Below are 13,429 nucleotides of genomic sequence, written 5' to 3' on the forward strand. Positions count from 1 at the left end.
TTAACAACACGACGCAGTGAGGAGTGCCATGACGGCTTTCATTTCGACCGACGATGTACGCGACCGCTTCTCCAAGGCCATGTCGGCCATGTATCAGGAAGAGGTGCCCCAGTACACGACGCTTCTGGATCTGGTGGCTACGGTCAACCAGGAGACGCTGGACGCACAGCCCGCGCTCAAGCACCGCCTCGAGACGCAAAGCGAGCTTGAGCGCTTGAGCGTCGAGCGCCACGGCGCCATTCGCGTGGGCACCGAAGCAGAGCTTGCCATGCTGCGCCGCCTGTTCGCGGTAATGGGCATGTTTCCGGTGGGTTACTACGACCTATCCGAAGCGGGCGTGCCGGTGCACTCCACCGCCTTTCGCCCCATCGATGACGCAGCGCTTGCGCGTAATCCCTTCCGCGTCTTTACTTCGCTGCTGCGCCTGGAACTGATCGAAAACGATGAGCTGCGCCAGAAGGCCGCCGGCATTCTGGCAAAGCGCGATATCTTCACCGCTGGCGCTCGCGAGCTGATCGCGCTGTACGAGTCGCAAGGCGGGCTCGACGATGCCCAAGCCGATGCCTTCGTCGAAGAGGCGCTGGAAACCTTCCGCTGGCACCAGGACGCCACCGTGGATATCGCCACCTACCAGGCGCTGCACGACGAGCACCGGCTGATCGCCGACGTGGTTTGCTTTCGTGGCCCGCACATCAACCACCTGACGCCGCGTACCCTCGACATCGACGAAGTCCAGCGGCGCATGCCCTTGGTAGGCATCAACCCGAAGGCCGTCATCGAAGGCCCGCCGCCGCGCAAGCGTCCGATCCTGCTGCGTCAAACCAGCTTCAAGGCGCTCGAAGAGACCATCCGCTTTGCCGGTGACGCCCAGGGCACCCACACCGCCCGTTTTGGCGAGATCGAGCAGCGCGGCGTCGCGCTCACGCCCAAAGGCCGCGAGCTTTACGACCGTCTGCTGACCCAAGGGCGCAAGCTGAGCGCGGGCAAAGAGAACGACGCTCATCAGCAGGTAATGTCCGAGGTGTTCGTCGACTTCCCTGACGACGATGCCGCGCTGCGCGTCGAAGGCCTAGCGTTCTTCCACTACCACCTGACCGAGAAGGGACTGGATTACCAAGGCCAAGAGCGCGATCTGGAGCGCCTGATCGATCAGGGCGTGGTCGAAGCGCATCCCATCACCTACGAAGACTTCCTTCCCGTCAGCGCCGCCGGTATCTTCCAGTCCAACCTGGGCGGCGACACCAACGGCGCCTACGCAGGCAACGCCAACCGCGACGCCTTCGAAGCCGCCCTCGGCGCCCCGGTCACCGACGAACTCGCGCTCTACGCTGAACGTGAAAAGCGCTCCAAGCAGCAAGTATTGGCAGCTCTTAACGCCTAAGCCGCTCGCCGCCTCGCCGATATGATCGGCGAGGCGGGGGTAAATTAGCGCTCTAAGTGTTCGTCGTGCACTTGATTAGATAAGAACACGCAGGCACTGGCCAGCATGGTACAGGGAGAAGCCGCTCTCGTAGGCGCAGCTCCACAGTGGGCGGGCTTTGATGGGGGTGGGCTGTGACAATGGAAGCGGTAGCAGGCTATCATCCTCGTTGGCAATGTAATGGGCAAAACCTTGCCCAACCACCGTGCCGGTGGTGATGCCGCGTCCGTTATAACCCGTGGCTGACAATATTCCAGGGGCTGGCTCAAAAATACGTAAGGTGTGGTCTGGGGTGAACGCGATCTTGCCGGTCCATGTGTATTCCCATTGAATGTTGCCAAGCTTAGGGAAGTAATAATTTTTTATGGTATCGGCCCAGCGATTTAAATAAACCAGCGGCTTGCCTTCCCCTTTACCCAAGCTGCCTAACAGTAAGCGTCCTGCTTTATCCCGGCGTATGCTGCTAAGCACCGTGCGGGTGTCCCAAGCGCCTTGTTTTTCCGGAAGAATTGCATCGGCGGCTTCGCCGGTTAAGGGGGCTGATGCCAGTTGATAATAATGGCCGGTAAAGAAGTGTTGTCGAACCTGGTTCCAGTCGTCTTCGGTATACGCATTGGTCGCCATGACGACTTTGTTCGCGGTTACGCTGCCATTTTGAGTTAATACCCGCCAGCGGTCTTTCTGTCGCTCGATACCTGTTACTGGGCTTTGACAATAGAGAGTAGCGCCTAAGGTTGCAGTAGCGCGGGCGAGTCCTCGTGTATAGGCGCACGGGTTGATAGTGCCCGCGCGCTTATCAAGCAGCGCGGTATGTATCCGAGCGGTTCCCGTTATCCGCTCGCATGCTTCGCCTTCCAATAGAGTCACTGGTGCCCCGCGGTTTTGTAACTGAGCGTGGCGACGTGCAAGCTCTTGGCAGCCTTTGGTGTTATGGCCAAGGTGCAGGGTGCCCGTACGCGTTGCATCACACGCAATGTCATGGCGCTCGATGAGATCGAATACCTTTGCCGGGGCGCCGCCTAAAATAGCATTGACGCGTTCGCCTTTCTCCTCACCTAGCGCGGCCACGATGTCATCGGGGGGAATCCAAAGTCCGGCATTCACCAAGCCAACGTTGCGACCTGAACCTCCCGTGGGGATATCTCCCGCCTCCAGCAAAATGGCCTTGATGCCTTTCTCTGCCAAATGTAACGCGGTGGACAGACCCGTAATACCGCCACCCACAACACAGACCTCGGCCTCTTCCTGGTTCGCTAACGCGGGATAGTGGCCTGGAGATTCCGCGCTTGTTTGCAGCCAAAGGCAGCGCTCGGAGAGGGTCGTTTGCATCTTTATAGTACCTCCTGAAAAGAAGCGCAGGTCGGCCCATGGCCGACCTTACATGGCTATGGAGTAGGTTGGGAGGAGTAGGTAGTTCGAGATGTATGGGGCGAGTTTTCAGCCTTGTCCCCGGAGGCTTCACGAGGAATAAAACGGCCGGTTAGCGCCCACAGCAAACCGAATAAAGGAGATAGCCAGCAAGCAAATGCAAAGGGCGCATACGCTAGCGTGGGTACGCCAATCGTCGAAGAGACAAACCCACCGCCCATGTTCCACGGGATCAACGGAGAGGAGAGCGTGCCGTTGTCTTCGATGGTGCGTGACAGCGTCGAAGTCTTATAGCCCATAGCTTGATATTGACCCTTTAACAAGCGACCGGGCAGCACCAGCGTTGTATAAACATCACCAATAATGGTGCTTACCGCCAGTGTGGTGCCGGAGCTTGTTGCCACTAAGCTGAATCGACCTTTAATGATCCGTATGAGCTGCTTGATGATTGCATCAATGGTGCCATAGGCTTCCAGAATGCCGGCAAAACCCAGCGCGAAGAACGTTAGCGTTACCACCCAGGTCATGGAAAGAACACCGCCACTGCTGAGCAGGGCATCTATTGCTGGATTGCCGGTATCGCTATTAAAGCCATTTTGCATGGCATCGAACACGGCATGAACGCTCTCGCCCTGAATGCCGATAGCCACTAGGCCACCTATCGCAGCACCGGTAAAAATAGTCGGAAAAGGTGGAAATTTGGCAAGCGCTAAACCGATCACGACTAAAGGCGGGATCAACGTTACCCAGGAAAGCGTAAAGGTGTCATCGAGTGCCTGACGGAACGTTGCAATATCGGTACTGCGTTCAAGCTGTCCGCCATAGCTTGTGCCGAGCCATAAATAAAGTATCAGCGCGATGCTCATGGCGGGCACAGTGGTAGCCATCATACTGCGTATATGGCTCCATAAATCGGTCTCACACACGGCAGGGGTTAAGTTGGTCGTCTCTGACAAGGGCGACATTTTATCACCAAAGAACGCCCCGGAGACCAGCGCTCCGCCCGTTAGATACATGGGGATGCCCAGTCCCTCCCCGATACCCATAAGAGCAAGCCCAAGGGTTCCCACTGTGCCCCAGGATGTGCCTGTGGCAAGGGATACCAGAGCGCTAATGACGCATGTCGCGACGAGAAAGTAAGAGGGGGAGACCAGTTGAAAACCGTAATACATTAACGTGGGAACGGTGCCGGAGAGAATCCAGGTACCAATGACCATGCCGACAGCCAGTAAAATGAAAATAGCGGGCATTCCCAACTTAACCACCTCAAGCATCGAGGCTTCCATTTTTTGCCAGGGCACGCCACGGATACGGCCGCACAGGGCGCAAATCATGATCCCAAAGGCTAGAGGAATATGAGGAGTAAAGTCAGAGAAGATAAAAAATTGCAGAATGAGAATGGCGGTAGTGGCCAGTAGCGGTAATAGCGCCATCGCGAGGCCCGGCGTCGGGCCGATTTGGACATCGTCACGCATATATCACCTTCGTTTTTGTGTTTTTTAGTGAGGGCCCTACAGATAAGGGCCCTTATATAGGGGAAGGGTTAGTCGAACTTGATGCCTTGGGCTAGTGGGAGTTCACGAGAGTAGTTAACGGTATTGGTCTGTCGCCGCATATAGCTTTTCCAGACATCCGAACCCGACTCGCGGCCGCCACCCGTTTCCTTCTCGCCGCCGAAAGCACCGCCAATTTCGGCACCGCTCGGGCCGATATTGATATTGGCAATGCCGCAATCGCTACCTACCGCAGAGATGAAGGTTTCGGCTTCTCGGACGTCGGTGGTGAAAATGCACGAGGAGAGGCCCTGGGGAACATCGTTGTTTTTGCTAATAGCCTCTTCCAACGTTTTGTAGCTCATGACGTAAAGAATGGGGGCGAAGGTTTCGTGTTTGACCAGTGCGGTTTGCTCATCGAGCTCCACGAGGGCGGGCTCGACGTAGTAACCCTCGGCGCAGTCGGCAAGTGAGATGCGATTACCGCCCGTGATGACGGCGCCATTCTGACGCGCTTTTGACAGTACGCTTTGCATGGCGTCGAACGCCTGATGGTCGATTAGCGGTCCGATCAGGTTGCCTTTCAATGGATTGCCGATGCTAACGCCGCTGTAGGATTTTTTGAGTCGTGCCAGCACTTCATCCTTGATGGACTCATGGACGAACAGGCGGCGTAGTGTGGTGCAGCGCTGCCCGGCGGTACCTACCGCAGAAAACAAAATTGCGCGAATGGCCATGTCCAAGTCGGCGCTGGGAGCCAGAATCATGGCGTTGTTGCCGCCGAGCTCCAGAATACTGCGCCCGAACCTGGCTGCCACGCTTGGCCCAACTTCACGCCCCATGCGCGTGCTGCCTGTCGCACTGATCAGGGCAACTCGAGCATCCTCGACCAGCTGCTCGCCGGAGGCACGCTCGCCAATGACTACCTGGCTCAGGTGGGCCGGTGCTTCATCGCCGAACTGCTCGATAGCGCGATCAAGCAATGATTGGCAAGCTAGAGCGGTCAGGGGAGTTTTTTCTGAGGGTTTCCATAGCAGGCTGTTGCCACATACCAGGGCAAGCGCTGCGTTCCAAGCCCAGGGAGCAACAGGAAAGTTGAACGCCGTAATCAGACCAATCGGGCCCAATGGGTGCCAGCTTTCGCGCATATGGTGGCCGGGGCGCTCGGATGCGATCGTTAGGCCGAAAAGCTGACGCGACTGACCAACGGCAAGATCGCAAATGTCGATCATCTCCTGCACTTCACCCAAGCCTTCCTGCAGGATTTTACCGCACTCCCAAGTTACGAGCTCACCCAGTGCTTCTTTATGCTGACGTAACTGCTCACCAAATAAACGAACGAGCTCACCCCGGCGCGGGGCAGGAATCTTTTTCCATGCGAGAAAGGCCGTTTCCGCATTGGCAATAGCGGTATCAATGTCGTTTGAGGAGGCGATGGCAAGGCGACCAATTTCACTTCCATCGATAGGTGTCGTCACCACGAGATCACCGCCTTGGTACTGATCTCTTGCCACGCCCAATTTTTCCATAAGAGAATGAATCATTATTTTGCCTCGTATTGTGCTTTGACTTGTCTATGGATGGCGTCAGTATTGCTAGGCATGGGGGAAGCATTCAAACGACGATTTTGAAAAATATCATTCCTTTTTTTCAACAAGTGGGGCGGGGATGCGACGTAACCATTTACCCTCTTTAACGGCACTGCACTGTTTTGAGGCAGCCGCCAGGCACTTGAGCTTTACCCGAGCCGCTGAAGAGCTCAGCTTGACGCAAAGCGCGGTAAGCAAGCAGGTCTCACAGCTCGAGGGGATACTGCTACACCCTTTATTTCGTCGGGTTCGCAAGCGTCTCCATTTGACTCCTGAGGGGGCCGTCTATCTGGGTGAAGCCCGCAGAATTTTGGCTCAGGTAGAGATGTCAACGCGCTACATGCAGTCTTATGGGGTGGAGTCCGATGTGCTCAATGTCGCCACCTTGCCAACATTTGGTGCGCGATGGCTTATCCCCCGGTTGAACGGCTTCCGCCACCAACATCCCTCGATTAACCTCAATATTTCGAATCGCTCGGAACCGTTCGACATGCAAAGAGAGCGAATCGAGGTCGCCTTCTTTTTTGGGCATGGCGCTTGGCCCCGAGCCGAGTGCATGAAATTGCTGGATGAAGAGTTGGTGCCCGTATGTGCGCCCTCGATACTTGAACACGACATAGGCTCGCCACTCGCCCTAACGGACTTAGTGCTTTTGCAGGTGTCTACGCGTCCAGAAGCGTGGCACGAGTGGTTTGAAGCACAAAAAATGTATACCGAGCACAGCTACCATGGCCCACGGTTTGATACTTTTTATATGGCACTACGCGCGGCGCGTGCAGGCTGTGGCGTGGCGCTAGTGCCGAAGTTCTTGGCCCAAGAAGAGCTTAGCGAGGGTAAGCTCGTGATCCCCTGGGGCTTTTCGCTTAGAAGCAAAGACGCTTACTACATGGCGTATCCTGAGCATATGGCGGGGCTTTATAAGATTCGTGCGTTTATCGAATGGATTAGTCAGCGGCTCGCGTGATGGCCGCACACGAAGTAATGTGCGCGACGAAAGCGCGTACCTTGGCGAGCTCACCGAGATGTTCGGGATAGACGAGGTAATAGGCGCTGGCGCTGTGGAAGGGGTAAGGCCATGCGATGGCAAGCTGTCCGGCGTCGAGTTCTTCGTCGACGGTGAAGCGGGGAACGAGGGCGATGCCGCCGCCTGCCATGACGGTGCGCACCAACATGGTGAAGGTCTCGAAGCGGTTGCCGTGATAGCTTCGGTCGGTGGTGATGCCTTGAGCGGCAAACCAGTGGTGCCACGCATCCGGACGCGTAGATAGGTGCAGCAGCGGTAGCTCTGCTAACGCCTCCGGGGCGTCGATGGCGTGCTTGGCAAGCAGCGCGGGTGAGGCCACGGCCACCATCTGTTCGTCGAAGAGCTTGTGGCACGAAAGATCCGGCCAGCTGCCGTGGCCATAGAAGAAGGCGATATCGATGTCCTGCTGTTCGAGATCGAAATCTTCCACTCTGTCGTGAAATTCGAGATTGATAGTGGGGTGCGTGGTAAAGAAGTCGGGTAGCTTGCTTGCTACCCAGCGGCTGCCGAAGCTTGGCAGCGTCGCAACCTTCAAGACCTCGCTGTTGCCGCTGTAGGTCATGATGCCTTGGGTCGCCATGTCCAGCTGGGCAAGCACCTTGCGCACTTCGCTTAGAAAGATAGCGCCTTCTGGGGTGAGCAGCAGGCTGCGGCGAACGCGGCGAAACAGCTTGTGCTGTAGGGACGATTCGAGCTGGGCCACTTGCTTGCTTACCGCACTCTGGGTGAGGCTCAACTCATCGGCGGCCCGGGTGAAGCTCATGTGTCGCGCGGCCGCTTCGAAACACTGCATGGCGGTGGTAGACGGCAAATTGCGAGAAAACACGCGTGCGCTCCTGAATACGGGTCCACCCTCCCGGCGGCGGCCACCGGGAGGATAGCGCAATGCCGCGCTGCTTACGAGGCCGACGACACCGCAGCATCGGTGCGGCGTGACTGCCACCAACCAATGGCCACCAGGGCGAGAAGCCCAACACCGCTGGTGAGAAGTTCAGGCACGACCATGGCAAGCCCTGCCGCCAAGATCACCAAACGCTCCCAAGGCTGAGAGTCACGTACGAAGTGGCCAATCAAGGCGCTGCTGACCCCCATGATGCCGATGAGCGAGAACACGAGCGCTGTGATCAACCCCCAGATTGTCGCATCCACCATCACCAGCATCGGGTTATAGACGAAAGCGTAGGGGATGATGAACGCGCCGATAGCGAGCTTGACCGCAGTAAAGCCCGTCTTCATCGGGTTGGCGCGCGCAATGCCTGCTCCAGCGAAAGCGGCGAGGCACACCGGCGGGGTGATGTCGGCAATGATACCGAAATAGAACACGAACAGGTGCACCGCCATGGCGGGCAGGCCGAACTCGTTGATCAGCGCAGGGGCTGCGATAGTGGCGGTGACCACATAGTTGGCCGTAGTGGGCAGACCCATGCCCAAGACGATACACGCCACCATGGTGAAGATCAGGGCAAGAATCAGCACGCCCCCGGCCAGACTGATGATCCCCGCGGCAAACTTGGCCCCGAGGCCGGTCATGCCGACGACCCCGGCGATGATGCCCGCACAGGCCACCGCTGCGATGACGGGCAAGGCCACCCGAGCACCTTGTTCGAGAATCTCCAGTACGCCCTTGAGGCTCGGGCGCGTCTCCTTGCGAATGAAACTCACGGCCATGGCGCAAGCAATACCCAAAAGCGCGGCGCGTTGCGCGGTGAAGCCCACGCTAATGGTGGTGATGATGACCAGCAGCGGCAGCAGCATGTAGCCCTTTTCGAGCATCAGCTTGCGCTTGCTTGGCAGCTCCTCCTTGGGCAGGCCTAGGATGCGGTGGCGCTTGGCCTCGAAGTGCACGCCGATAAAGATGCCCGCGAAGTAGAGAATCGCCGGAATCAGGGCCGCCAGCATGATCTCGCGATAGGACACGCCTACGTACTCCACCATGATGAAGGCCGCTGCCCCCATCAACGGCGGCATGATCTGCCCTCCGGTGGAGGCGGAGGCCTCGACGGCCCCTGCTACCTCGGGCTTGAAGCGTGCATTTTTCATCATCGGAATGGTGAAGGAGCCGGACGCCACGGTATTGCCGATGGAGCTTCCCGAAATCATCCCCTGCAGCGCGCTGGCAATGACCGCGGCCTTGCCCGAGCCGCCGGTGAAGCGCCCGGTGACCGCAAAGGCGAGATCGTTGAAGAAACGGCCTACGCCGGTATGCATCAATACCACGCCAAAGAACAGGAACAAGAAGATGAAGCGCGCCGAAATTTGCAGCGGCGTACCGAAAACACCGCTTTCGCGGAACCAAAGATACGGCGAGACCTGCTCGAAGGAGAAGCCCGGGTGGGAGAGCAGCGGGCTCGGAATGAGATTGCCGAACAGCGCATAGAGGATCGCCAATGCGGCCATTATGACGATGGGCAGACCCACGGTGCGGCGCGTGGCTTCCAGAACGAAGAGTACTCCCAGCGCGGCAACGGCGAGATCGAGCGTCGAGTAGCCAGTCACTCGGGCGCGCAGCACCTCTTCGTAGAAAATGATTTTGTAGTAGGCGGTGAAGGTGGCCACGAAGGCCAGCACGACATCGTACCAGGGAACCCCCGCTTTTCTGCCTGCTCCTCGCGTGGCCGGGAAGAGCAAAAAGATCATCCCCAGCGCCATGCCAAGGTGTACCGCACCCTGTTGCTGGGAGGGTAGGGTGCCAAAGTAGCCGGTGTAGAGATGAAAGCAGGTGAGCGAGATACCCATGAGGGTAATGACCCAGGCCCACTTGCCGAGCTGCAGGGGCGATCGCGTATTGGATTCGCGATCGTATTTTTCCAGTAGCGACGCCTCTAGCGTTGCGGCATCGTCAGGTGTTTTTTTTTATCCACGTTTCAACCTCATGCGGATGACGCCGCAGGATAGGCCTGCGGCGTGGTGAAAAATCGATCAGTCGGCGAGGCTTTCGAGGTTCTCGATGCCGGTATTCTCACGCGTCACGACCTGGATCACTTCGGGATAAATCTGGCCGATGAACGCCACGTTATCGATGGCACCACCGTCGAATTCGCCCTGACCGGCGATGGCATCTTGCGCCGGGGCGTGCACGGTCATGCCCAGATCCATGCGATCGTCACGAATACTGACCAGGTTCTCGATGGACGCGCCGGTTTCGATGTTGGTGAAGTTTTGACCATCGAGATAGCGGTTCCAGATGGTGGCCATCTCGCCGCCCAGCGGATAGTAGGTGCCGCCTTGACTGCCGGTTCCCAGAACGAATTCGCTCTTGGATGCGATATCGTCGGCCAGTGTGGCAACGGGATTGGTGACCGTCAGGCCCTGCTCTTCGTAATAGCGCTTGGCGCCAGGATGAATGGGCAGGCCTTCTGAGCCGTTCAGCGCATTCTCGAGCGTCATGAAGGCGGATTGGGCGTGGGTGTTCTCTTCGGCGTGCTCGTACATCAGCCGCGCCAGTTCATAGCCCAGCTCGTCATCGATGGTGTTCGTGTTGCCGACGAGCACGGCGTAGGCGGTGATGGTCTCGACATCCTCATCCTGGAAGGCGTAGCTGCCCGCCGGAATGGTGAAACGGCGATAGGCGCTGTTGGATTCGATGTAGTCGATGGCCGCATCGCTCAAGCCCAATAGGCGCACGTCGCCGCTGGAGGCTTGCAGGTTCTCGATGCTGCCGGAGGGCAGCCCAAGAATACCGATGGAGATATCGATGTTGCCGTCCTGTACGCCGTCAAGCGCCGCACCGAACCCCTCTTGGTAGGTGTTGTACTTGTCGCTGCCAATGCCGTAGGCATCGAACAGCAGCTGCGAGACGCCTTGCGTGGTGCTCGCAGGCGGACCAATGGCAATGTTGGGTTTCTTGTCGTCGCTACAGCCAGCTAGCAGCAAGCCAGTACCAACGCCGCATAACACCTTGATCAGGGAAGGCTTCATATCAACTCCTGCGCATCTGCGTATCGTTATAATCATTCACTGCCACGCCGTCGTTGGCTGCTGTGAGAAAACCCGAGCAGCCGTAAGACTCCCGTGGGGTAAGGGACGCCGTATTGTTCACGGACTAATGCCGCCACACAAAAGAAATTAAGTTGTATACGTATTCCTTTTGCTCATGCGTTAGCACGTCCGACCGTAGGGCATGTATTTCCGATGCTGAAAGAGTCGCAAAGGGAATACATGGCCGCCGATGGCGGCCATGTGGGTGTTACTCGATGATTCCCTGCTCACGTGCCATGGCGTAGGCGGCTTGGGGGCCGTTCCAGAGCGACGGTAGCAGGATCAGCGAGACCGGCACTGCGGTGATCACGATGAGCTGCTGAAGCGCAGCGATCTGACCTTCGCTCATGGCGAGCAGTACCGCTGCCATGATGGCCATGACCACGCCCCAGAAGGCGCGGATGAAACCGCTGGGGTCGTCGTGACCAGCGCCTACCATGGCAATGGCATAGCTCATTGAATCGCCGGTGGTAGCCACGAAAATCGTGGTTAGCAGCAGAATTGCCAGTGCCATCCAGTTACCGCCAGGTAGCGCCTGGGCCACGGTGAGGGTGGCGATGTCGAACTGGAAGTTGGTCAGCGCCTCGCTTAGTTCGATGGCACCGGTCATCTGGTAATAAATACCCGAACCGCCCAGCAGGGTGAACCACACGGTGGTGGCGATCGGCGACATGACCGCCACGGCCAGGATCATTTCACGTATGGTGCGCCCGCGGGAAATGCGTGCCACGAAGATCGCCATCAATGGCGCGAAGGCGATGAACCAGGCGTAGAAGAACACGATCCACCACTGCAGCCACTCCGCTGGCGCGGTTTCGGGGGTCATGGTGACCATGGTGAAGAAGTTGCCGAGATAGCTGCCCATACCGGCGAAGTAGCTGTTGAACAGGAAAAGCGTCGGTCCGAAGACGAAGATCACCCCGCCGATGATCAGCGCCAGCATGACGTTGAGACGGCTCAAAAACTGCATGCCCCGCTGGACGCCGCTGACCGACGAGAGCACGTATACGACGGCGAGAACCAAAAGGACGCAAAGCCGAGTCAGGAAGGTGTTGGGCAGACCGAACAGGTCATGCAGGCCGAAACCCACTTGGGTGGCTAGAAAGCCCACTGGCCCCACGGTACCCGCCACCACGGCGATCACGCAGCAGGCATCGACGAGCCCACCCAGAGGGCCACGCATCAGGCGCTCGCCGAATACCGGGTAGAGCAGCGTACGCGGCCTGAGCGGTTGGCCTTTCACGTAGTGTGCCTGGGCCAGCACGATGGCGGTGAGCGAGCCTAGAATCGCCCAGCCGACGAACCCCCAGTGGGTAAAGGATTGGGCCAGCGCGCCAGGTATCGCCGCAGGCACGCCCGGTTCGGTATCGAAGGCTGGGGGTACGTTGACGAAGTGATAGATTGGCTCACCGGCAGCGAAAAACACCCCACCGCCTGCCAGCAGCGTACATAGAATGATCGAGACCCACTTGAACGTGCTCAGTTCCGGTGCGTCGAGATCGCCGATTTTGGCTTTGCCCGCCGGTGTTAGCGCAAGGACGATGGCAATGAAAAACGTCACCAGCATCAGAAACTGGAAGTAGGTACCGAACGTGCGCGCGCTCCAGGCGAAGCCTTGGCTGATCGTATCGGCAACGACGTTCAGATCGATATAGGAAAGCGTCAGGAAAAGCACTACGAAACCGATGCTTAACGTCAGTACGACAGGATCGCCGAGCGCGAAGCGCTGGCGCCTATTGGCATCAGAGGCCGATTGATTCATCGAAAGGAGTACCTTTGGTGGGTCGAGATAGCGATACCTAATATCAATATCATGAGTTTTTTATATAAATTCGGCCTGACCGCTTTGTACGGATGCGCCGTTAAGGCCGTTTATATGGAGGACGTCAGTCGATGATCCCTTGTTCGCCCCGGCAACGGCTTCTGCCGTGCCTGGCTGGGTATCGAAGGCGGGTGGCGTGACCACGAAGTGATAAAGCGGCTCGCCGGTGGCAAAAAAGACGCCGCCGCCCGCCAACAGCGTGCATAGAATGATGGACAGCCACTTGAAGGTGCTCATTTCTGGTGCATCTAAATTGCCGATCCGCGCTTTGGCGGCGGGCGTCATGGCGATCCCGATGGCAATGAAGAAGGTCAACAGGAGAAGCACCTGAAAGTAACTGCCGAGCACACGCGTGGTCCAGGCAAAGCCCGTTCCAATGGCACCGGCGACTCCGTCGAGGTCGTAGAAGGAGAGTGCAAGAAACGCCACGATGAAGCCTACGGTTAGTGTCAGGACGATAGGATCGCCCAAGCCCGAGCGCTTGGCTTGTTGAGGAGGTTGGTTCATCAAGACCACCTTGGTTGGAGCGAATGAAGAGGAGGGAGGGTAGCGGTCATAGGGCGCTGACCCAAAAAGCAGAGCAAAAAAAAGCGCCATTCGAAAATGGCGCTAGGACAGGAAACTGAGCATAGTCTAGCAGCGGTTTAGACCAAAGTCTAATACTGTTTGAAAATGGTGCGGAATTTCTCTGAATGCACCGAAATAGCGCGACTTACCTGCACCATGGCGCGACAT

9 protein-coding genes and 1 pseudogene are annotated in these 13,429 nt (G+C 57.7%); 2 read left to right on the forward strand and 8 right to left on the reverse strand.

What is annotated here, in order from left to right; all coding sequences use genetic code 11:
• Positions 1–28: 28 nt before the first annotated feature.
• Complete coding sequence (hglS, locus tag LLY24_RS01565; protein WP_259034507.1) at positions 29–1,381, forward strand: 2-oxoadipate dioxygenase/decarboxylase HglS; 1,353 nt, start codon at positions 29–31, stop codon at positions 1,379–1,381.
• Positions 1,382–1,456: 75 nt separating this feature from the next.
• On the opposite strand, the gene amaA is transcribed toward hglS, so the two are convergent.
• The 3 genes from amaA to amaB form a co-directional block, all read right to left on the reverse strand.
• Complete coding sequence (amaA, locus tag LLY24_RS01570; RefSeq protein WP_259034508.1) at positions 1,457–2,749, reverse strand: L-pipecolate oxidase; 1,293 nt, start codon at positions 2,747–2,749, stop codon at positions 1,457–1,459.
• A gap of 56 nt (positions 2,750–2,805) precedes the next feature.
• Complete coding sequence (gene nhaC / locus LLY24_RS01575) at positions 2,806–4,263, reverse strand: Na+/H+ antiporter NhaC (RefSeq protein ID WP_259034509.1); 1,458 nt, start codon at positions 4,261–4,263, stop codon at positions 2,806–2,808.
• 68 nt (positions 4,264–4,331) lie between these two features.
• Positions 4,332–5,825 (reverse strand): L-piperidine-6-carboxylate dehydrogenase, encoded by a 1,494-nt coding sequence (amaB, locus tag LLY24_RS01580; protein ID WP_259034510.1) that lies wholly within the window; start codon positions 5,823–5,825, stop codon positions 4,332–4,334.
• 124 nt (positions 5,826–5,949) lie between these two features.
• On the opposite strand from amaB, the gene gcvA reads away from it, so the two are divergent.
• On the forward strand, positions 5,950–6,834 hold the full coding sequence (gene gcvA / locus LLY24_RS01585) for a transcriptional regulator GcvA (protein ID WP_259034511.1): 885 nt from the start codon (positions 5,950–5,952) through the stop codon (positions 6,832–6,834).
• On the opposite strand, the gene LLY24_RS01590 is transcribed toward gcvA, so the two are convergent.
• From LLY24_RS01590 to LLY24_RS01610, 5 genes and pseudogenes are all read right to left on the reverse strand, one after another.
• The gene (locus LLY24_RS01590) at positions 6,815–7,720 is read right to left on the reverse strand and encodes a LysR substrate-binding domain-containing protein (protein ID WP_259034512.1); all 906 of its coding nucleotides are present in this window, start codon (positions 7,718–7,720) and stop codon (positions 6,815–6,817) included. The genes gcvA and LLY24_RS01590 overlap by 20 nt on opposite strands.
• Positions 7,721–7,791: 71 nt before the next feature.
• The gene (locus LLY24_RS01595; RefSeq protein WP_345799635.1) at positions 7,792–9,705 is read right to left on the reverse strand and encodes a TRAP transporter permease; all 1,914 of its coding nucleotides are present in this window, start codon (positions 9,703–9,705) and stop codon (positions 7,792–7,794) included.
• A gap of 108 nt (positions 9,706–9,813) precedes the next feature.
• Positions 9,814–10,812, reverse strand: a complete 999-nt coding sequence (locus tag LLY24_RS01600) for a TAXI family TRAP transporter solute-binding subunit (protein WP_259034513.1) — start codon at positions 10,810–10,812, stop codon at positions 9,814–9,816.
• Between the two features lie 268 nt (positions 10,813–11,080).
• Positions 11,081–12,634 carry a BCCT family transporter gene (locus tag LLY24_RS01605; protein ID WP_259034514.1) on the reverse strand — a complete coding sequence of 518 codons (1,554 nt, stop codon included), beginning with the start codon at positions 12,632–12,634 and terminating at the stop codon, positions 11,081–11,083.
• 144 nt (positions 12,635–12,778) lie between these two features.
• Positions 12,779–13,201, reverse strand: a pseudogene (locus LLY24_RS01610) (BCCT family transporter); the annotation flags it as partial.
• Positions 13,202–13,429 lie beyond the last annotated feature (228 nt).

The organism is Halomonas dongshanensis (assembly GCF_024790395.1).
Lineage (GTDB): Bacteria > Pseudomonadota > Gammaproteobacteria > Pseudomonadales > Halomonadaceae > Vreelandella > Vreelandella dongshanensis.